At 40.1% G+C, this 21,069-nt stretch carries 14 protein-coding genes, 2 tRNA genes and 1 pseudogene; 8 read left to right on the plus strand and 9 right to left on the minus strand.

The features are described 5' to 3' along the window. Window positions 1-2 precede the first annotated feature (2 nt). Window positions 3-2,447 carry a bifunctional aspartate kinase/homoserine dehydrogenase I gene (gene thrA / locus ACEQ81_RS15465; protein ID WP_411031817.1) on the minus strand — a complete coding sequence of 815 codons (2,445 nt, stop codon included), beginning with the start codon at window positions 2,445-2,447 and terminating at the stop codon, window positions 3-5. Window positions 2,448-2,705: 258 nt separating this feature from the next. Here thrA and ACEQ81_RS15470 point away from each other — a divergent pair, with 258 nt between their 5' ends. Continuing rightward, the gene (locus ACEQ81_RS15470) at window positions 2,706-4,253 is read left to right on the plus strand and encodes an NAD(P)H-hydrate dehydratase (RefSeq protein ID WP_411031818.1); all 1,548 of its coding nucleotides are present in this window, start codon (window positions 2,706-2,708) and stop codon (window positions 4,251-4,253) included. A 1-nt stretch (window position 4,254) separates the two neighbouring features. Here the strand turns inward: ACEQ81_RS15470 and ACEQ81_RS15475 are convergent, their stop codons facing one another. Then, window positions 4,255-4,665 (minus strand): STAS/SEC14 domain-containing protein, encoded by a 411-nt coding sequence (locus tag ACEQ81_RS15475; protein WP_411031819.1) that lies wholly within the window; start codon window positions 4,663-4,665, stop codon window positions 4,255-4,257. 198 nt (window positions 4,666-4,863) lie between these two features. Further along, complete coding sequence (locus ACEQ81_RS15480) at window positions 4,864-7,413, minus strand: ATP-dependent Clp protease ATP-binding subunit (protein WP_411031820.1); 2,550 nt, start codon at window positions 7,411-7,413, stop codon at window positions 4,864-4,866. Window positions 7,414-7,670: 257 nt separating this feature from the next. On the opposite strand from ACEQ81_RS15480, the gene gyrA reads away from it, so the two are divergent. Together gyrA and ACEQ81_RS15490 are read left to right on the plus strand one after the other, a co-directional pair. Further along, window positions 7,671-10,202: a DNA gyrase subunit A gene (gene gyrA / locus ACEQ81_RS15485; protein WP_411031821.1), complete on the plus strand. Its 2,532-nt coding sequence runs from the start codon at window positions 7,671-7,673 to the stop codon at window positions 10,200-10,202. A 36-nt stretch (window positions 10,203-10,238) separates the two neighbouring features. Beyond that, entirely contained in the window at window positions 10,239-11,501 is a 1,263-nt protein-coding gene (locus tag ACEQ81_RS15490; RefSeq protein WP_411031822.1) for a tetratricopeptide repeat protein, read from the plus strand. Window positions 11,502-11,551: 50 nt separating this feature from the next. On the opposite strand, the gene ACEQ81_RS15495 is transcribed toward ACEQ81_RS15490, so the two are convergent. Together ACEQ81_RS15495 and ACEQ81_RS15500 are read right to left on the minus strand one after the other, a co-directional pair. Next, window positions 11,552-12,307, minus strand: coding sequence for an NlpC/P60 family protein (locus ACEQ81_RS15495; RefSeq protein ID WP_411031823.1), 756 nt, complete (start codon window positions 12,305-12,307; stop codon window positions 11,552-11,554). Window positions 12,308-12,331: 24 nt separating this feature from the next. Then, window positions 12,332-13,507 (minus strand): acetyl-CoA C-acyltransferase, encoded by a 1,176-nt coding sequence (locus tag ACEQ81_RS15500; protein WP_411031824.1) that lies wholly within the window; start codon window positions 13,505-13,507, stop codon window positions 12,332-12,334. A gap of 153 nt (window positions 13,508-13,660) precedes the next feature. Here ACEQ81_RS15500 and ACEQ81_RS15505 point away from each other — a divergent pair, with 153 nt between their 5' ends. The 3 genes from ACEQ81_RS15505 (at window position 13,661) to ACEQ81_RS15515 (ending at window position 16,009) form a co-directional block, all read left to right on the plus strand. Further along, entirely contained in the window at window positions 13,661-15,706 is a 2,046-nt protein-coding gene (locus ACEQ81_RS15505; RefSeq protein ID WP_411031825.1) for an HD family phosphohydrolase, read from the plus strand. Window positions 15,707-15,820: 114 nt separating this feature from the next. After that, window positions 15,821-15,904, plus strand: a tRNA-Ser gene (locus tag ACEQ81_RS15510). A 27-nt stretch (window positions 15,905-15,931) separates the two neighbouring features. Beyond that, window positions 15,932-16,009: transfer RNA gene (locus ACEQ81_RS15515), tRNA-Pro, on the plus strand. Window positions 16,010-16,165: 156 nt separating this feature from the next. On the opposite strand, the gene ACEQ81_RS15520 is transcribed toward ACEQ81_RS15515, so the two are convergent. From ACEQ81_RS15520 to ACEQ81_RS15530, 3 genes are all read right to left on the minus strand, one after another. Further along, on the minus strand, window positions 16,166-16,669 hold the full coding sequence (locus tag ACEQ81_RS15520; RefSeq protein ID WP_411031826.1) for a hypothetical protein: 504 nt from the start codon (window positions 16,667-16,669) through the stop codon (window positions 16,166-16,168). A gap of 232 nt (window positions 16,670-16,901) precedes the next feature. After that, window positions 16,902-17,489 carry a hypothetical protein gene (locus tag ACEQ81_RS15525; RefSeq protein ID WP_411031827.1) on the minus strand — a complete coding sequence of 196 codons (588 nt, stop codon included), beginning with the start codon at window positions 17,487-17,489 and terminating at the stop codon, window positions 16,902-16,904. Continuing rightward, the gene (locus tag ACEQ81_RS15530) at window positions 17,486-17,989 is read right to left on the minus strand and encodes an RNA polymerase sigma factor (RefSeq protein ID WP_411031828.1); all 504 of its coding nucleotides are present in this window, start codon (window positions 17,987-17,989) and stop codon (window positions 17,486-17,488) included. The genes ACEQ81_RS15525 and ACEQ81_RS15530 overlap by 4 nt, the downstream gene beginning before the upstream one ends. A 282-nt stretch (window positions 17,990-18,271) precedes the next feature. On the opposite strand from ACEQ81_RS15530, the gene ACEQ81_RS15535 reads away from it, so the two are divergent. Both ACEQ81_RS15535 and ACEQ81_RS15540 read left to right on the plus strand, forming a co-directional pair. Continuing rightward, a complete protein-coding gene (locus ACEQ81_RS15535) occupies window positions 18,272-18,748 on the plus strand; it encodes an IS110 family transposase (protein ID WP_411031829.1) in 477 nt (158 codons plus the stop codon). A gap of 204 nt (window positions 18,749-18,952) precedes the next feature. Further along, window positions 18,953-19,327 (plus strand): annotated as a pseudogene (locus tag ACEQ81_RS15540) (transposase). Window positions 19,328-19,613: 286 nt separating this feature from the next. Here the strand turns inward: ACEQ81_RS15540 and ACEQ81_RS15545 are convergent. Continuing rightward, window positions 19,614-21,047, minus strand: coding sequence for a P1 family peptidase (locus tag ACEQ81_RS15545; protein ID WP_411031830.1), 1,434 nt, complete (start codon window positions 21,045-21,047; stop codon window positions 19,614-19,616). Between the last annotated feature and the right edge of the window lie 22 nt (window positions 21,048-21,069).

The following is a 21,069-nucleotide window of genomic DNA, read 5'->3' on the forward strand; positions in this document are numbered from 1 at the left end:
AATTAAAAATTACCAATTCTAATGATATCTGCAAAGATACCGGAAGCGGTAACTTCCGCCCCTGCACCGGCCCCTTTTATGATCATAGGTTGATCTGGATAACGTTCCGTGTAAAACAATACAATGTTATCGCTACCTTCCAAGTTGTAAAAATCGTGTTTCTTGGGAATGTTTTGCAATCCAACACTGGCTTTCCCATCTTCAAATTGCGCTACATATTTTAGTTTACTTTCCGAAGCTTGAGCCTCCTTATAAAGTTCCTGAAAAATCGCTTCGTTTTTCTCTAATGATGAAAAGAAATCTTCGTTATTTTTGGTGTCCAAAGCTTGCTGTGGTAAGAAAGATTTGTTCTCAATGTCTTCAATTTCGAGCTGATAGCCGCTCTCACGTGCCAAAATTAGAATTTTTCGCATTACGTCTACGCCGCTTAGATCAATTTTTGGATCGGGTTCGGTATAGCCTTCTTCCTGTGCCTGTTTTACAATATCTTTAAAGGTGTTTTTCGCATTAAAATTGTTGAAAACAAAGTTTAGGCTACCAGATAATACGGCCTGTATTTTTAGCACTTTATCCCCGGAGGCTATTAGGTGTTTAAGGGTATCTATGATGGGAAGTCCGGCACCAACATTAGTTTCGAACAAAAATGGGGCGTTGTATTCCTTAGCCAGGTTTTTAAGTTTTCTATAGTTATTGTATTCCGATGAACAGGCAATTTTGTTGCAGGTAACCACAGAAATACTTTGTCCCAAGTAGGTAGCATAGGTATCGGAAACGATATCACTAGCGGTATTGTCCACAAAAATACTGTTCCTATAATTTAGTTCCTTTACCTTGTTAAAAAAAGCTGTTTTATCTGCTTTTTCACCTGCCGCCAAGGCTTTTTCCCATGAATCTAAGGCAATACCGTTCTCTGAAAAGACCATGGTACGCGAGTTAGAAATACCTATAACCCGGATATTAAGCTTTAAGTTCTCCTTAAGGTATTTTTGTTGCTGCTGTATTTGGGTAAGCAATTTGGAACCTACGTTTCCTACGCCCATTACAAACAGGTTTAATTGTTTTATGTTCTCTTCAAAGAATTCCTCGTGCAGGGAGTTCAGCGCTTTTTTAACATCTTCCTTGTCAATTACCGCGGAGATATTTCTTTCGGATGCGCCTTGCGCTATTGCCCTGATGTTTACATTATTTTTTCCCAAAGTACTGAACATTTTACCGCTAAGTCCTTGATGACTCTTCATCTTGTCGCCCACTAGGGCAATAATGGCCAAATCTTTTTCAGCGATTACGGGTTTTATTTTCTCCAAGGAGATTTCATATTCAAAAGCTTCATTGACCACAAGAACGGCACGATCAATATCGTCCGATGAAATTCCTACACAAATAGAATGTTCAGAGGATGCTTGGGTTATGAGGATGACACTTATTTGATTCAATGAGAGCACCTCAAAAAAACGTTTTGAAATTCCGGGGATACCTACCATACCGGATCCTTCCAAAGATAACAAGGCAATATGCTCTACATGGCTAATTCCTCTTACCGTTTTGCCTTCTTTGAGTTGATTTTTGGTAATTAAAGTACCGGGATCGGAGGGCTTAAAGGTATTTTTTATGCGGATCGGAATACCCATGGAAAGCACAGGTTGTATAGTAGGAGGGTACAGTACCTTGGCTCCAAAATGGGATAGTTCCATTGCTTCTTCGTAAGAGATATGGTCTATGGCCCGGGCTTGCTTTACAATTTTTGGGTTTGCTGTGTACATACCACTTACATCGGTCCATATCTCAAGGATATCGGCATTGATGGCACCGGTGATAATCGCGGCAGTATAATCAGACCCGCCTCGGCCCAATGTCGTGGAGTCTCCATTAGTGGCACTGGCTATAAAGCCGCCTAAAACAATTATTTTGTTGGATGAATTGGAAACAAAATCCCGACATTTTGTATTGGTAAGGTCAAAATTAACTACTGCCTTTCCATGTATGTCGTTGGTTTTTATTAGTTCCCTAGCGTCTTTATGTACTGCATCCAAATCAGCGGTTATAAAGAATTCACTGATAATATAGGAAGACAAGAGCTCGCCGTAACTAACTATTTTGTCCGAAAGCTTCGGTGTTATCTCTCCAATGGAAAAAGCGCCTTCTAACAGAGTTTCCAGACTATTGAGTTCACTTTTTACTTTGCTAAGTGTTTTACTTTGCTGGTCAATGGGAATAAGGGCTTTTATGGTTTGTAAGTGCCTTTCTTCAATTACTTTTAGGTTATTCTTGTAATCACCGTTCTGCTCAGCAGCCTGCCCCGCAGTCTCTAGCAAAAGATCTGTAATGCCACCAAGAGCGGATACCACAACGATAACCTTATGGTCATCTACTTGTGCAACAATATTTTTTACATGGGTGATATTTTCTTCATTGGCAACCGAGGTACCGCCAAATTTTAGAACTTTCATAGTGTCAAATTAAAAGGTAATGATGTATTAATACAAAATATGCGAAAGACGGACAGATATATAGCAGCTTACCCCAATGGGGTAGTGGTGGTAGCAATAACACAACCATTGTTAGATGTAGATAGGGAATCTTGGGTATGTGCGTTTAAATAAAGCATACTTCTTTGAAAGCCTCAAATGTAGTATTTTTGGTACCCTAATCAAATGTTTTCCGAAATTTTTACAAAATTGTCAGCATTTGTCAAATATTTATATTGAATGAAGATTTTTACTGCTAAACAGATATACGAAGCTGATAAATTCACAATTGAAAAACAACAGATCCAGAGCGAAGAGCTTATGGAGCGCGCGGCGATACAAATTTTTAACTGGATGCATTTACGTATGCAGGGCGCGCAGGTTAAAATACATTTGTTCTGTGGTATAGGAAATAATGGGGGCGATGGTATTGCTTTGGCAAGACATTTACAAGAGCACGGTTACAATATTGCGGTATACGTAGTAAACTATAGCGAAAAACGGTCCAAGGACTTCTTGATCAACCTTAATAGATTGAAGGAAAGAAAATTATGGCCCGATTTTTTGAACGAGGATTCCGAGTTACCTTTAATTGATGTGGATGACATTATTGTAGATGCCATTTTTGGTATTGGTCTTAACAGGCCACCAGCCGAATGGGTGGTAAAACTAATGGCACATTTGAACGCCTCAGGGGCGTTTGTACTTTCTGTAGATCTACCTTCTGGGCTTTCCGCCAATGGATTTCTTGGAGGAGCACAAGAGGGAATAATGCAGGCTAATTACGTACTTAGTTTTCAGGCACCAAAATTGATTTTTTTCCTCCCAGAAACGGGCATTTTTATAGAACAATGGGAGGTATTGGATATTGGTTTGGACCCGGAGTATATGATGGGTACCCAAACCGATTACGAACTCATAGGTAAGCATGAAGTATTGCCCTTGTATTTGCCCAGAACCAAATTCTCGCATAAAGGAACATACGGGCATTCACTTATTATTGGAGGGAGTTATGGTAAGATAGGAGCAGTAACCTTGGCTGCCAAAGCGTCTCTTTCTTCAGGTAGTGGCCTAGTAACAACCTACGTGCCCTCTTGTGGTTATATTCCTTTGCAATCTTCTTTCCCCGAAGGTATGGTAATTACCGATGTAGATGACCGTAACATAACCAAGATAGATTTTGGTATAGATCCAACGGTAATCGGTATTGGAATGGGAATGGGGAAGGCAAAAGCCACGACAAAGGCATTTATTGATTTTCTTTCCCAAAATGATAAACCTTTGGTCGTAGACGCCGATGGAATAAACATATTGGCAGAAAATAAAGAAGCTCTTAAAAACTTACCCGATCAAACGGTGCTTACCCCGCACCCCAAGGAGTTGGAACGACTGATTGGCGCGTGGAAAGACGACTTTGACAAGCTTAAAAAAGCCATGGCTTTTTCTAAAAAGCACAATAGTATTTTGGTGATTAAGGGTAGTAATACCATTACGATCTATAAGGGTAGGGGTTACATTAATACTACTGGAAACCCGGGAATGGCTACCGCTGGCAGCGGGGATGCACTTACAGGTATTATAACAGGGTTATTGGCTCAAGGATATGAGGCTTTAAAGGCAGCCGTTTTTGGCGTTTACTTACATGGAAGAGCGGCCGATATTGCAATAGAAAAATGGGGATATCAGGCGTTAACCGCCTCAATAATAATAGAACATCTTGGGGAGGCCTTTTTAGACCTCTTCAAAATTCAGGAAGCACCGGAGCCTGAGGAAACTCCGGAAGAATAGCTTATATCTTCTTTTTGGCCCTTACCCTTCTTTTTACCCAGGTTAGGGCATTGTCGTATTTAATAAAGAATTTCATGGATTTCTTATAGAACAATTTTTCAATCTTAAAATTGTGCATATCTATTTCCTTTACGGAAACAATGGCAAAAGCCTTTAGATTTTCCAATTCCCTTAAATAATTGTAAATGGTTGGATCTATCGCATAAGAGTTTTTGCGCATGCTGATAAAACCAAAATTCCTTCCCCTGAAGTGAATTTCGGAAATGCCAATTATTTGATAGGCCCTTTCCAAAGTTAGGGTAGACCCCTCTTCGAATATGGAGACCATGTAATTATCAAATACTTGAATTTTACCAATCTCCAAATTATACTCCTTAACGATAATCGTTTTCTTAGCCGGTCCGACTTTCATTTTCTGTAATTTATAGTGTCTGAAACGAAAGTAGATGTATAGTGAGATTTTGAGAAAAATATTAGACTAAAGGCCTAAATATCGTTTATATGGCTTTAGAATATACCATACTGTATTTTAATTCCTACTTGTTGGATGGCAGGCACAAAAAAAGGGAGCCGATTAATTCGACTCCCTTATCATTAAATTCGTACAAATTTATGCCTTGGAAGATTTCTGTGCTTTTTTAATCTCTATGGTAAGTTCTTCCTTCTTTTTATCCAAATCCATGAATATACTGTCGCCTTCCTGTAATTTGGAATTAACGATCTCTTCGGCAAGGGCATCTTCAATGTATTTCTGTATGGCCCGTTTTAGCGGCCTAGCCCCATATTGCTTATCAAAACCTTTATCGGCAATGTAATCCTTGGCTTTTTCCGTTAGATTAAGGTCGTATCCTATATCCTTTATTCTTGCGAACAATTTATCCAATTCAATATCTATAATTTTATGGATGTGTTCCCTTTCTAAAGGATTAAAGACAATGACATCATCTATTCTATTCAGAAATTCTGGCGCAAAGGCCTTTTTTAGGGCATTTTCGATAACCGTTTTCTGATGCGAATCTGCCTGTGACTTCTTCGCTGCAGTACCAAAACCAACGCCTTGTCCAAAATCTTTTAGTTGTCGTGCACCAATATTGGATGTCATTATAATAATGGTGTTTCTAAAGTCTATTTTTCTACCAAGGCTATCTGTTAGAAAACCATCGTCCAATACTTGCAATAACATATTAAAAACATCTGGATGCGCCTTTTCCACTTCATCCAATAGAATTACGGAATAGGGTTTGCGTCTTACTTTTTCGGTAAGCTGTCCGCCCTCTTCATAACCTACATAACCTGGAGGTGCTCCTACTAATCTCGAAATGGCGAACTTTTCCATATACTCGCTCATATCAATACGGATAAGGGCATCTTCGGAATCAAACAATTCTTTGGCCAAAATCTTTGCCAATTGGGTTTTTCCAACACCTGTCTGCCCTAAGAATATAAAGGATCCAATAGGTTTATTGGGATCTTTAAGGCCGGCCCTGTTTCTTTGTATGGCTTTTGCCACTTTTGCCACGGCTTCGTCCTGGCCTATTACATTTCCTTTGATTAGGTCGGGTAGTTCTGCCAACTTGTTGCTTTCTGTCTGTGCAATTCTGTTAACGGGAATTCCACTCATCATGGAAACCACATCGGCCACATTGTCTTCGCTAACGGTTTCTCTATGAAGTTTGCTGTCTTCTTCCCACTTTTCTTGGGCTACCGACAGTTCTTTTTCTAGCCGTTTTTCATCGTCCCTAAGTTTGGCAGCTTCCTCATAACGTTGTTTTTTTACAACGCTGTTTTTAAGCTCGCGTACGTCTTCCAACTGTTTTTCCAACTCAAGGATCTGTTTGGGAACATCCATATTAACAATATGTACCCTAGAACCACTTTCATCCAGAGCATCTATAGCTTTGTCTGGCAGAAACCTATCGGTCATATATCTATTTGTCAATTTAACGCAAGCAATAAGCGCTTCGTCCGTATAGTTGACATTGTGGTGATCTTCGTATTTGCCTTTTATATTTTTAAGTATTTCAATGGTTTCTTCTACGGTTGTAGGCTCTACCATTACCTTTTGGAAGCGGCGTTCCAAGGCACCATCTTTTTCAATGTATTGTCTGTATTCGTCCAAAGTAGTGGCGCCGATACATTGAATTTCACCCCTTGCAAGTGCGGGCTTAAACATATTGGAAGCGTCTAAGCTACCAGTAGCTCCACCAGCGCCAACGATGGTATGTATCTCGTCAATGAACAGGATAACGTCATCGTTCTTTTCCAATTCGTTCATCACGGCTTTCATGCGTTCCTCAAATTGTCCGCGGTATTTAGTACCGGCAACCAGTGATGCCAAATCCAAAGTTACCACGCGTTTGTTGTATAGGATACGCGATACTTTTTTATTGATTATACGGAGGGCCAAGCCTTCTGCAATGGCACTTTTACCAACGCCTGGTTCCCCTATAAGTAAGGGATTGTTCTTTTTTCTTCTACTAAGTATTTGAGAGACCCTTTCAATTTCTTTTTCCCTGCCAACCACAGGATCCAATTTGTTTTCTTCTGCAAGTTGGGTAAGATCTCTGCCAAAATTGTCTAGCACAGGTGTTTTGGATTTCTTACTTCCTTTTTGGCTAGTAGGGGTACCAAAGGTACTTTCCTTACCTTCATTGGTTTCGTCCGAGTCGCTCGGGAAGGATTCGGAAGTAGGAGAATCTATGAAATCGTCATCGCTGGTGATCATCGACTTAAATTGATCTTTAACCCCATCGTAGTCCACACGTAGTTTATGCAGCAACTTAGTGGTAGGATCGTTTTCGTTCCTAAGGATGCACAATAGCAAATGTGCGGTGTTTATTGAAGAACTTTGAAAGAGTTTTGCCTCTAAAAAAGTAGTTTTCAGCGCACGCTCTGCCTGCCTTGTCAAATGTAGGTTTTTCTTATCCTTTTGGGTATTGCCAGAATTTGGATTGGCCGGACTCAGAATTTCCACTTTTCTGCGTAAATGGTCCAAATCAACATCCAATGCATCAAGAATGTTGATAGCCTTCCCATTTCCGTCTCTCAAAAGGCCAAGCATTAGATGCTCGGTACCAATAAAATCGTGACCAAGTCGCAATGCTTCCTCTTTACTGTATGCAATTACATCTTTTACCCTGGGGGAAAAATTATCGTCCATAATTATCCTTTCAACTTTAAAAATAGTAAATCTATGCGATACTTGAGCAAATACCGTACCTATATTCGATAAAGTTGGCCTAAATGACGAAAAAAACCATGATTTACAAAAAAATTAACACGCAAATTATTAACCAAAACCCTTATATTAGGTGTTAATAAATTATTGGTAAAAGTATCCTTTCCATGCTCTAAAAGGTGTGATTTTATGTATATTGGCTTGCTTTTTTAACCAAAAAATAAACATTAAAATTTGAAATGGCGGAAGGAGAAAAATTGATTCCTATCAACATAGAGGACGAAATGAAATCGGCCTATATTGACTACTCAATGTCGGTCATTGTGTCACGTGCACTGCCAGATGTTAGAGATGGTCTAAAACCGGTGCACAGAAGAGTGTTGTACGGAATGCACGAACTGGGTGTAAGATCTAACAGCTCACATAAGAAATCGGCCCGTATAGTAGGGGAGGTTTTAGGTAAGTATCACCCCCATGGGGATACTTCCGTGTATGATTCCATGGTGCGTATGGCCCAAGAATGGAGTTTACGTTATATGTTGGTAGACGGACAGGGAAACTTTGGTTCCATAGATGGGGACAGCCCGGCGGCTATGCGATATACGGAGGCGCGAATGCGAAAGATAGCTGACGACATGTTGGCGGATATAGATAAAGACACTGTTGATCACCAGCTCAACTTTGACGATTCTTTGGAAGAACCTACCGTATTGCCTACACGGGTTCCTAATTTATTAATCAATGGAGCTTCAGGTATTGCAGTGGGTATGGCAACAAACATGCCTCCCCACAACCTTTCCGAGGTTGTGGACGGTACCGTGGCCTATATTGATAACAACGATATAGAGATCGATGAACTCATTACACATATTAAGGCCCCCGATTTCCCTACCGGAGGTATTATTTATGGCTATGATGGTGTAAAAGAAGCCTTTCACACAGGTCGTGGAAGAGTGGTAATGCGGGCCAAGGCTATTTTTGAAGAAGTTCAGGGTAGGGAATGTATTGTGGTTACAGAGATTCCTTATCAGGTCAACAAAGCGGATATGATCAAGAAAACCGCTGATTTGATCAATGAAAAGAAAATTGATGGTATTTCCACGATAAGGGACGAATCCGATAGGAACGGAATGCGGGTGGTCTATATTCTTAAAAGGGATGCTATTCCGAATATTGTACTAAATACGCTATATAAGTATACAGCCCTTCAGTCATCTTTTAGTGTAAACAATATTGCATTGGTCAAAGGAAGGCCCCAACTGCTCAATGTAAAGGAAATGATCCACTATTTTGTGGAACATAGGCACGATGTGGTGGTACGCCGTACCAAGTACGAACTTAAGAAAGCGGAAGACCGGGCGCACATACTCGAAGGTCTTATCATAGCTTCGGACAATATTGATGAGGTTATTGCCATTATCCGTGCTTCTTCCAATCCGGACGAAGCTAGGGAGAACCTTATGGAACGCTTTAAATTGAGCGAAATACAGTCTAGGGCCATTGTTGAGATGAGGTTAAGACAACTTACTGGTCTTGAGCAAGATAAACTACGGTCCGAGTACGAGGAAATTATTAAGACCATTGCCGATTTAAAGGACATTCTTGCCAAAAAGGACAGAAGAATGCAAATTATTAAGGACGAGCTATTACTGGTTAAAGAAAAATATGGCGATGATAGACGTTCGGAGATCAATTTTGCGGGAGGCGACCTTAGTATAGAAGATATGATTCCGGATGAGCAAGTGGTCATTACCATTTCACATGCGGGTTATATAAAACGTACCCCACTTACGGAGTACAAGACTCAAAATAGGGGCGGAGTTGGCCAAAAAGCCTCTTCCACAAGAAACGAAGACTTTTTAGAACATCTATTTGTAGGTACAAATCATCAGTACATGCTTTTCTTTACCCAAAAAGGGAAGTGCTTCTGGATGCGGGTTTATGAAATTCCCGAAGGTAGCAGAACCTCTAAGGGTAGAGCCATTCAGAATTTGATCAATATTGAGCAAGACGATAAGGTCAAAGCATTTATCTGTACTCAGGATTTAAAGGATGAAGAATATGTAAACAGCCATTACGTAATTATGGCCACCAAAAAGGGTACTGTTAAAAAGACTTCTTTGGAGCAATACTCCAGACCTCGCCAGAATGGTATAAATGCCATAGGCATACGAGAAGGGGACGAATTGTTGGAAGCCAAACTTACTACTGGTACCAGTCAGATTTTCTTAGGATTAAAATCGGGGAAAGCTATCCGGTTCGAAGAAGGAAAGACCAGGCCTATGGGAAGAAATGCTTCCGGTGTACGAGGAATTACTTTGGCCGATGATAATGACGAGGTAATTGGGATGATTTCCGTACATAATTTTGATGACGAAGTTTTGGTCGTTTCTGAAAACGGATACGGCAAACGTTCCAATTTAGATGATTACCGAATTACCAATAGGGGAGGAAAAGGTGTTAAAACCATATCCATTACCGAAAAAACCGGTGGCTTGGTGGCGATTAAAAGTGTTTGCGACGCTGACGACCTAATGATCATCAATAAATCGGGTATTGCTATCCGTATGAGCGTAGAGGACCTTAGGGTTATGGGTAGGGCCACACAAGGCGTAAAACTTATCAATATAAAAGAGAACGATTCCATTGCCGCAGTGGCAAAAGTTATGAAGGATGAAGAGGCCGTTGATGAAATTGATATCATGGATATTGAGGTGAATGAAGAAAATGGTACGGCTATTGATAAGGATGATAACGAATCAACTAAATAGAGATAGATGAACACTAATACATTAATACACATTACTATGAAAACTAAATTTTTAATTCTTGCGGCTATGACCTTTTCCATAGTCGGATTTTCGCAAAAGGCGGAAATTAAAACTGCGGAGAAGGCGTTAAAAGCGGGAGATGCGGCAGCGGCCAAGACCGCTTTGGACGGAGCTGCTGGTTTAATAGACGGAGCCGATGACAAGTTAAAGGCACAATATCATTTTGTAAGGGGCAATACCTATTCTACCTTGGCAAAAGCTGGGGATACCAGCGCATTTGATGAGGCGATCGCTTCATTTAAAAAGGTGGTTTCTATAGAAGAAGCGACTGGAAAAGTTAAGTATAAGGCCGAAGCCGAACAAAAACTGGCCATTATGGTGGCGGATTTGGTCAATGGCGCCGTAGAGGACAACAATCAGAAGAAATTTAAGGAGGCTGCGGAAAAATTGTATTTGGGTTATTCACTAAGTCCAAAGGATACGCTATATCTTTATTATGCGGCGAGTAGTGCGGTTAACGGTCATCACTACGAAGAAGCACTGGCCTATTATGAAGAGCTTAAGAATTTAGGATATAATGGTAGCGAAGTAACCTATACTGCTGTTAATTCAGCGACGGGTGAAGTGGAGACCATGGAAAAAGTTCAACGCGATCTAATGGTTAAATCTGGTACGTACACCGATCCAAAAGATGAAACATCGCCCTCTAAAAGCTCGGAGATCGTTAAGAATATGGCGTTGATCTATACGCAATTGGGACAAGACGACAAAGCTTTAAAAGCTTATGCCGATGCAAGAGCAGACGACCCCTCCGATATTAACCTAATCCTTAGCGAAGCCAACTTACATTTTAAGTTAGGTGATAAGGAAAAATTTAAGTCGCTAATGGCCGAGGCTACTGAAATGGCCCCTGATAATCCAGACTTGCATTATAATATTGGTGTAGTAAGTATGGAACAGGGCAATATAGAAGAAGCTCGTGCTTCGTATATGAAGGCCTTGGAAATAAACCCTGGATACATCAACGCCCAGTTGAACCTTTCTACTACCTATGTAAACGAAGGCAACGGATTGATTGATGAAATGAACAGCCTGGGTAATTCTAGAGCGGACATTGCCAGATATGATGAGCTAAAAAAGCAGAAAGATGATTTGTTTTTGCAAGGAGCCAATATTTTGGAAGAGTCGCTCAAAACAAACCCGGACAACCAGGGTATTCTGTCTCAACTGAAGAACATTTACGGTGCTATGGGTGACAACGAAAACTTTATGCGCGTAAAGAAATTATTAGGTGAGTAAAATTTCCAATCCCAATCAATAAAAAAGCCTCCAATTGTTTGGAGGCTTTTTTATTGGACAATCTTTTTTATGACCCTCAGCTTATGCGAATAATTCCCTATTTCGGTATTGAAGATTCCTGTGTGGTCCAAACGATCTATTCTTACCTTTCCATGGACATGAATGATGTAGTTGTTTTTTAGTATAATGCCCACATGGTCTATGGTTCCTTCTTTGTCATCAAAAAAAGCTAGGTCACCGGCTTCGCTTTCTTCGATAAAACTCAGTGCCTCTCCTTGTGTAGATTGTTCCAGGGCACTTCGTAGTAAGTGGTGACCGTTTATTCTATATACCATTTGGGCAAATCCGGAGCAATCCAGTCCAAAAGGAGTTTTGCCCCCCTTCAAATGGGGTGCGTTTAAATAGAGTAAGGCAGTTGCTACCAGCTGATCTTTTCCCTTAACACCACAACTATGAGCACCTTCGTACCTATGCGAAAACAAATGCAAATGCCCCACGTTAGATCCGATTACAAGAGGAATCAACACCTCGGTTTCCGTAGCGGCAAAGGCAACCAGGTCCGTTATAAATTTGGATTCTTTAGATTCCTCGATGGCTTTAAAATCTGCCTCTTGGATTAGTGTAATTTGGTCGTTGCTTACCCATCCTTCGGAGTTGTCAAAGGCGATGCGTATTCTGCTCCATTTTTTTTGTTGCTCCAATACCTTAAAATGATCTCCATACAATAGCTGGGTAATCATTTCGCCCCCATGGTCCGTAATTTGTCTTACTGGAATGACACTTAGGGGGCAAATACCGTATTGCATAGGACTTCTTTAGAGGAGCTGTTATTAATTTCTTTCCACGATCATTGCGGAAGCACCACCCCCTCCATTACATATTGCCGCTGCTCCTATTTTGCCATTGTTTTGTTCCAAAACACTAAGCAGTGTAATTATAATTCTGGCCCCGGAACATCCTAACGGGTGCCCAAGAGAAACGGCTCCACCATTAACATTAACGTTCTCATCGGTAAGACCCAATAACTTGGTATTGGCCAATCCTACTACGGCAAAAGCCTCGTTAAATTCAAAATAGTCTACCTTATCGATGGTTATTCCTGCTTTGTCCAAGGCCACGGGAAGCGCCTTGGCCGGAGCCGTAGTGAACCATTTTGGCTCCTGGGCCGCATCGGCATAACTTTTTATTTTGGCCAACGGTTCCAAATTTAGGGCCTTGGCCTTTTCGGCACTCATTAAAACCAGAGCCGCAGCACCATCGTTTATGGTAGAAGCATTTGCTGCCGTAACCGTACCGTCTTTGGAAAATGCAGGGCGTAAGGCCGGGATTTTTTCCAGTTTTACATTTTTAAACTCTTCATCCTCACTTACAATAACAGGTTCTCCTCGCCTTTGCGGAACTTCAACAGGAACTACTTCCCCATTGAACTTTCCGGCTTTCCAAGCTTCGGCCGATCTCTGGTAGGATTGGATGGCAAAATTATCCTGATCTTCTCTACTAAACTCATATTTTGCGGCACATGCATCTGCACAAACACCCATGGCATTTTCATCATATACATCTACCAAACCGTCTTTTTGCATGCCATCTGTAAGCGTACCTGGCCCAAATTTTACCCCATTGCGCATATGCACGTAATGCGGAATTAAGCTCATATTTTCCATACCTCCGGCAACAACAATGGAAGCGTCTCCCAAAGCAATTGCCTGGGCTGCCTGCATAACGGTTTTCATCCCGGAAGCGCATACTTTGTTTACGGTAGTGCAAGGTACCGTATCGGGGATACCCGCATAGATAGCCGCTTGCCTGGCAGGAGCTTGCCCAGTGCCGGCCTGTACCACATTGCCCATAAGAACCTCCTCCACCAATTCCGGTGCGAGGTTAATTTTTTCCAATGCGCCTTTTATGGCAATAGCACCCAGCCTAGGTGCCGGTATGGTAGACAACGATCCCATAAAACTCCCAATGGGCGTCCTGGCCATAGATACAATTACAACTTCCTTCATAGGGTACAAATTTAATGCTACGAAATTAATAAATCAAAAGCTTATAAGTTGCCCTTTAATACAATAAAATATGAACATCCACATATGGGTTATCGCAACAAAAACACTTTTTAAACGTATATTTTTCTATTTTTGATTACATACTTTTGTACTATGCCTAAATTTTTGGATAATGTTTATAGGAATCAATCGCTTATTTACAAATATTTCCTATATCTAGTATCTATATTTCTAATCGTTTTTTTTCTTCCAAAAGGGGGCAAGTTCAAATACGAATTTCAAAAGGGCAAACCTTGGCAATATGAAAACCTCTATGCGCCATTCGATTTTTCCATAAAAAAAACGGAGACAGAGATAGCACAGGAACGTTTGGCCATCCAAAACAATCAGACCGACTACTATACCTATAACGATGCTGAGGTAGCGGCCGCCCAAGAGGCTTTCGACACCAAATTTTCCGACCTTTTTTCCAATCTAAATGTTAGTGCCAGGCAACTGGCGGCGATAAAAACGGTCGGTGAGGAAATCTTCGATGCCATCTATGCCAATGGAGTTATTGCGTCAGATACTCAAAACGCGAGTTCGAGCATTTATCTGGTGAGGGACAATGAGGCAAAAAGAATGCTTTATCAAGATTTATATACTTCCAAAGACATTGATGCTGTAATCAGCAGAACTTTAAGGGACAAGGGGTACAGGAGCTATAGAAATTTATTTACCACTTTGTTTACGGATATCGTAAAACCTAATGTGTTTTATGATGAACGCCTTACGCAAAAAGAGCAAGAGGACGAAATCTCCAAGATATCTTATACTAGGGGCAACATAGATGAGGGAAAACTGATTATTGTTAAAGGCGAAGTTGTTGAAGCGGAGAATTTTAAAATATTGAATTCGCTCAAAGAGGAATACAAATCCGAACTCTGGACGGCAAACAATTATTATTTTATATTGTTCGGTTATACCATTTTGGTGGCCTTGGTGTTAATGATGCTTTTTCTGTTTCTTAAAAAATACCGGGAAGAAATTTTTAGGAACAATACCAAGGTTACTTTCATCTTCTTTAATATACTACTCATGGTCTTTGTTACGACCTTGGTGGTTAAGTATAATGAAACTTATGTGTATGTGGTACCCCTATGTATTTTACCGCTTATTTTAAAGACCTTTTTTGATGCCCGTTTAGGACTTTATGTACATGTACTTACGGTCTTGATCCTTGGTTTTGTGGTACCAAACAGTTTTGAATATATCTTTTTGCAGATTATAGCGGGTATTGTTACCATACTTTCGGTATCGGAACTATACAAAAGGGCCAATCTCTTTATTTCCGTAGGGCAAATTACCTTGATCTATATTGTGGGCTATCTGGCTTTTCATATCATCCATGAAGGAAATCTGGATAATATTGTCTGGTTGGCTTTTGGTTTTTTCCTGTTAAACGGTATGATTACGCTCTTTGCACAACCTTTGATTTATATCTATGAGAAAATGTTTGGTCTGGTTTCGGATGTATCGCTCTTAGAACTTTCGGATACCAATTCCCGCTTATTAAAAACACTTTCCAATAAGGCCCCCGGCACCTTTCACCATTCCTTGCAGGTGGCCAATCTTGCGGAGGCCGCAGCTAATGAAATTGGCGCCAATGCCATGCTGGTTAGGGTAGGGGCACTATATCATGATATAGGAAAAATGAACCACCCCACCTATTTCACCGAAAATCAGATTACCAATGTAAATCCTCACGACGAGCTAAACCCTAAAGACAGTGCTAAAATCATTATAGATCATGTCATTGAAGGTATTGAAATGGCCCGGAAAAACAACTTACCAGATCGGGTGATCGATTTCATTAGAACGCATCACGGTACAAATTTGGTCTACTATTTTTACAAGAAACAACAAGAACTCGACACTCATACCAGCCGGGAGCATTTTACCTATCCGGGGCCCATACCTTTTTCTAAAGAAACTGCTATCCTAATGATGGCAGACTCGGTAGAAGCTGCTTCCAAAAGTTTAAAAAACCCAACGTTTTTAATGATCAACGAGTTTGTAGATCGTATTATTAGTGCACAGATGCAGGCGGGTCAATTTTTAAATGCCAACATCACTTTTAAAGAAATAGAAGCGGTAAAAAAGATATTGAAACAAAAGTTGACCAATATCTACCATTTACGGGTAGAATATCCTGAATAACCTTCCAAGTACCTGATTAAATACGGGTAAAAAAATAAAAAAAATGTTGCGTTCTAATGTATGAAGAAGTACATTTGCATCCGCATTTTCGGATACTTTTTATCTGGAAATAAAGGAGAGGTGCCGGAGTGGTAACGGAGCAGATTGCTAATCTGTCGACGGGTAACTGTCGCCTGGGTTCGAGTCCCAGTCTCTCCGCTTTTTTAAGTATATTTTGTATACACTCGGGGTGTAGCGTAGCCCGGTTATCGCGCCGCGTTTGGGACGCGGAGGTCGCAGGTTCGAATCCTGCCACCCCGACCAAGAAAATCCGATCATGAAAATGGTCGGATTTTTTGTTTTTTCTTTTTTTGTTCGAAAGCAAAATCCCAAAGATTTTGCGCCTTTATAAATATACACAGACCTTGGCCCATAAGCCATAAGTCCGGATTAATTATAGGCTTTGTTAGCTACTGGCTTTTACTTTAAACCGTCCCTTCTTCTTCTCAAAGCGATGATTTCATTCGCTAAATCTATTCTCTGTCCTTTCCAAAATTCCGCATACCATTCTTCTTCGGTCATTTTATTTTTTCCATCACCTATTTTTTGGTCAGACTTTGATGATGGCGCAATGGGCTTATCGAAAGCTCTGCTCAGGCCACAGACATTCATTTGTAAAAATCCGTTTTCCATTCTGCCATAGACTAACCAAGTTCCTGTTTTTTCAGCATAAGGTTGGCAAGATTTCCAATTTTTGCCAATATAAATATTGTCTTGTAAGTCCCCCCCGTCCAATGATTCTATAACCTTTATTTTATAGGTCAGGTCATTATTCACTTCGATAATTTCTCCAATGAAAATGCATTCTGAATTCTCCATTTCCCGGTTTTGGAGTTCCTCCAAACTTTTGAATCCACAATCGCAAGCAATACCGATTTGCACGAAAAATGATGATAAAATAAATGTCCAGATTAATTTTTTCATTTCCGTTTTATTAAGCTTGCAGGTAACGTTTCTTGTATGATGCGTTTGCTACCCGAAGGGAGCATATACAATATACAAATTGTTGCCATTAGTACTTTTTATTTCTAATTTGATTTCTCTTTTGTTTGATTGTTTCTCTTCTTGTTTTTAAAGTTGAAAAACTCAAGATTTTTGATAATTGTTTTAAAAAGTTTGTTGAAACTCTTGATGGTCTATTTTCGGATTTCATATGCTATTGTTCCAATTGATTTATTAATTCCTTAATTCCAGATATTCTTGGGTTTATTTCTTTTTTCACTCTTTTTTTATTTAAGAAATATCCATAAACACCTATTCCGATTGAAGCCACATTAATAAGGACAATCAAATATATTGGAACTTTTTCCCAAATGCTGATAGTGAATAATAACATTATTGGATAAACTGGTAATATTCCCCAATAGAAATATGATTTAAGGAATTTCTTTTGTGCTTGAAGATATTCCCTGTTTTTTTTGAGATAACTGAGGTAATCTTTTTCCAAGTCACTAGGCTGAAACTTTTTTACACCTCGATATTTTATTATTAAATAAATTGCACAAATAATCATTAAACCCAATGCTATTTTTGTCAGAATGAATGGAATTTTGAATAATAAAAGAGTAGATAATAAAACTCCAAATACAGCTAAAACCGTTTCTGAAAGTTCCAGATAGTTCCACCATTTGTCTAAACGCTTTAAACTTGATTGTAGTTCAATCATTAATTTTGATTTCTCAAATTTTATACGCTCTTGATTACTGGACGATTGCCAGATTTTAATTAATTCATCTTCTATCATGATATTCCATTTATGCAGTTAAATAATTTTAATTTAATTCGTTTGATTTTTACGGCTACGTGATTTTCAGATAACCCAAGTATTTCTGAAATTTCTCGGTATGCTAAACCCTCCAAGTACAAAGCAACTATTGCCTTATCTCCATCATTCAATTTTTTAATACACTTCCTTAAAGTTATTAGTTTTTCATTATTATTTTTGTCTTCTACTTCAGAACCGATATTACAAATAGTCATACTATCTAATCTTATAAATCGGTTTTGGTTTTTCGTGTATTTTGATTTGAAACGAAGGCAAACATTTAATGCTATCCTAAACATCCAAGTACCAATAGATGAATTGCCTTTAAATGAACTCATCGACTTCCAGATTTGAACTAAAACCTCTTGAAATAGGTCTTTTGAGTCTTCATTATTATCAGAATATATTGAACAAAGCCTATATAATTTATCTTGGTTTTCCTCAAGTTTGGATAGAAATAGGCTTTTTTGTTTTTCCATTTTTAGTACGTCCCTTTATTACTTTAGTTACCATAGTTTGAGAAATATGACAATTTAGAGAACATTTTATTAAAAAAGATGGAATTATAAGGATGGTCAGTATTAATGGCAACGGTTCGGCTATGGTTTCGTTGCGGAATCGTCCGCAAGGACATTCCGAGATAACCTAGCCATCATTGCAAGATAGGAATTTCCGTTTAGGAAATTCCGTCGCAATGAATTATAGCATCGATGAAAAAGCAGTCGGTCAAGTATCTTTAAAGTTCTCTAAAACTATAAGATATGGAATCTCAACAAACTGCTCTACCAAAGCTATTCATTGGTATCGACATTCACAAACGAAGTTGGAAGGTACATTGCACCACTGATCTTTTCTGCGGCAAATCATTTAGCATGCCTCCAGATCCCGAACTATTATTGATCTATGTAACGAAACATTTCCCGGGCCATGAGGTAAGTACGGCCTATGAGGCAGGTTGCTGCGGGTATTATGCCCATCGTTGTTTTGTTTCCTATGGATGGGGATCCCTGGTGGTGAACCCTGCGGATATCCACCGTAAGGGCAAGGAGCGCCATACCAAGACGGACCGTATCGATGCCCAGCTTATCAGCCGTGAACTCAGGGACGGTCGTTTGGAAAGTATCGCTGTTCCCGAGCGGGAACGTGAGCAGCTTCGCAGTCTTTTTCGGCGGCGCAATGACCTGGTAAAGGACTTCCGCCGGGTGAGATCCTACATCAAGATGCAACTGCTCTATTAGGGCATTAAGGTCCCGGAGGAGTTCGATAACGACCATTGGAGCCACAGGTACCGCAAATGGTTGGACGATAGGGTTTTCAGGTACCCGACCGCAAAAGCGACTTTGGAGAGCCGAATGCGCTTCTTCCGGTTCGTCGACAAAGAACTGCGTGATGTATCGACACAGCTCAGAAGATATTGCAAGGTACATTACAAGAAGGATTATATGTTGCTCAGGAGCATACCGGGCATCGGCGGTATAGTCGCCTGCGGCATACTTTGCGAACTGGGCGACCTGAGAAGGTTCGGGAGCGTGAAACATTTGGCCGGCTATATAGGTCTGGCCCCAGGGGTGCACTAGAGCGGGGGCACCCATAGAACGATGGGCATGACGATGCGCGCGCACCGATTGATGCGCTCTTATTTCGTGGAGGCCGCCTGGCAGGCCATAAGGGCAGATCCGGCAATGCAGGCCTATTACCGCAAACATTTAGGTAAGGACACAAAGAAGATCATCATAAAAGTGGCCAGAAAACTGCTTTGCAGGACCCTGGCAGTAATAAAAACGGAAACTCCCTATGAGATAGGGGTTATAGAATAATTGTCGAACATAACCAAGCTCACTACGGAAGTAGACAAGCCTGTACCACAAAACAACGTGGGTGGCTCCGCCCCGGGCGGGGATCACATATTTATAGCAAGTGGCCGGGCTTATTATAACGTATAATCATACAGATGCCGGTGACGACCCATTTTCAGGACCGATCACATATAGGATGCGGAGCAAGTTATATTAAAGGAAAAAAGGTGGTTTAAGTAAAAAAATAAAAATATTAACTTTGAAGAACTGGACTAGGGCTTTTCATAGGACATGTTGTTATTTCTCGTTATTTTATTTTCTGTGCGACAAACTCTCCATTTTTAATAATCATCAGTTCAGATATACTTTGATTTTCATCAATATTGAAAACAATACGTCCTCCAATACCGAATACATTGAAAGTTGACTTATCAATTGGAGTCATTTCCCATTTTTGTCTTCCAGAAACTTGGTAAAATAACTTATCTCTCTCTTTAGATATAATAATTTTCAATTTCGATGCTAACTCATATTCTCCAGTATACCTGTCCATTTGAATTTCAGGTTCAATCTGATAGCGATTGAATTTCTTTAAAATTTCGATTGTGGGTTTGTGAGGTAGGCGATAGCTTTTATTTCCATTAATTCCGTCCATGGTTTTTGCAGCTACCATGGCATTAATAATTGCCTCCTCTACCGATTGTACCGTAGCATTGAATAGTGGACTGATCTTGTCATTTGAAAGCGTAATAACGGATGTACTTTCTTCACGATTAAAAGCATTTTCATTTGCAGTAGAAAACGCTAGGAAAATATCACCTGAGGCATTGTGTCCTCGCCCTCCAACATTTCCTATGCCCAAGGGCACACGTTGGGCAATACGTTTCAATTGATGTGGTAAAAGAGGTGCGTCTGTAGCAACAATAACGATGATGGAACCAGTACCTTCTTTTCTGGTTGATTTAGGCGCACCATTATATTCCTCACTTTCCATATGCATGAGTTCCATGCCAACTGGAACCCCTGCTATCGTAAGATTTTGTTTTGCTCCGAAGTTGGCTTGTACAAGTACTCCCAATGTGTAGTTTGAATTATCAATACTAACAATTCTTGATGAAGTTCCTGTGCCTCCTTTAAAACCCAGACACATCATACCTGTCCCACCACCTACATTGCCTTCGGCGATTTGACCACCTGATGAATTATTGATTGCTTCAACTACATGTTTTTCTTGCACATGAAATCCGTAGATGTCATTTAAAAAACCATCGTAAGTCTCTGCAACAACAGGATAGGTATACCACCATTCTTCACCATTATACCAGTCCGTATCTACAAACCATTTTAGAACTGCTTGTCTTACAGTACCAACACTATTGGTATTGGTTATCATAATGGGTGTTTCTAGAAATCCGGATTCGGTTATCCATGTGGTACCCGTCATTTCGCCATTGCCATTCAAGCTATACCAATTCGCATAAACAGGGCTGAATTTCTTTGATTTTCCTCTTGGAAATATTGCCGTAACCCCAGTTCTGATAGGACCTTTGCCTATAGTGTTTTTTCCTTCACCCTCAATTATGGTGCTATAGCCCACTTCAACCCCCTTAACATCTGTAATGGCATTGTATTTTCCGGTTATACCCACGAAAGGAATCCCCAAATCCCGTGCTCTGGCATTTTGACTGCTGACTGAGTGAAAATTGAGTAGAACAAATAGTGTAAGAAGATAACCCTTCATAATTTGATTTTTAATGAGACAT

The sequence above is a fragment of the Spongiimicrobium sp. 3-5 genome, assembly GCF_046557915.1.
GTDB lineage: Bacteria > Bacteroidota > Bacteroidia > Flavobacteriales > Flavobacteriaceae > JBHEBG01.

Coding starts and splice junctions, on each gene's coding strand:
- thrA (WP_411031817.1), bottom strand. CDS start 2,447: ATGAAAGTTCTAAAATTTGGCGGTACCTCGGTTGCCAATGAAGAAAAT.
- ACEQ81_RS15470 (WP_411031818.1), top strand. CDS start 2,706: ATGAAGATTTTTACTGCTAAACAGATATACGAAGCTGATAAATTCACA.
- ACEQ81_RS15475 (WP_411031819.1), bottom strand. CDS start 4,665: ATGAAAGTCGGACCGGCTAAGAAAACGATTATCGTTAAGGAGTATAAT.
- ACEQ81_RS15480 (WP_411031820.1), bottom strand. CDS start 7,413: ATGGACGATAATTTTTCCCCCAGGGTAAAAGATGTAATTGCATACAGT.
- gyrA (WP_411031821.1), top strand. CDS start 7,671: ATGGCGGAAGGAGAAAAATTGATTCCTATCAACATAGAGGACGAAATG.
- ACEQ81_RS15490 (WP_411031822.1), top strand. CDS start 10,239: ATGAAAACTAAATTTTTAATTCTTGCGGCTATGACCTTTTCCATAGTC.
- ACEQ81_RS15495 (WP_411031823.1), bottom strand. CDS start 12,307: ATGCAATACGGTATTTGCCCCCTAAGTGTCATTCCAGTAAGACAAATT.
- ACEQ81_RS15500 (WP_411031824.1), bottom strand. CDS start 13,507: ATGAAGGAAGTTGTAATTGTATCTATGGCCAGGACGCCCATTGGGAGT.
- ACEQ81_RS15505 (WP_411031825.1), top strand. CDS start 13,661: ATGCCTAAATTTTTGGATAATGTTTATAGGAATCAATCGCTTATTTAC.
- ACEQ81_RS15520 (WP_411031826.1), bottom strand. CDS start 16,669: ATGAAAAAATTAATCTGGACATTTATTTTATCATCATTTTTCGTGCAA.
- ACEQ81_RS15525 (WP_411031827.1), bottom strand. CDS start 17,489: ATGATAGAAGATGAATTAATTAAAATCTGGCAATCGTCCAGTAATCAA.
- ACEQ81_RS15530 (WP_411031828.1), bottom strand. CDS start 17,989: ATGGAAAAACAAAAAAGCCTATTTCTATCCAAACTTGAGGAAAACCAA.
- ACEQ81_RS15535 (WP_411031829.1), top strand. CDS start 18,272: ATGGAATCTCAACAAACTGCTCTACCAAAGCTATTCATTGGTATCGAC.
- ACEQ81_RS15545 (WP_411031830.1), bottom strand. CDS start 21,047: ATGAAGGGTTATCTTCTTACACTATTTGTTCTACTCAATTTTCACTCA.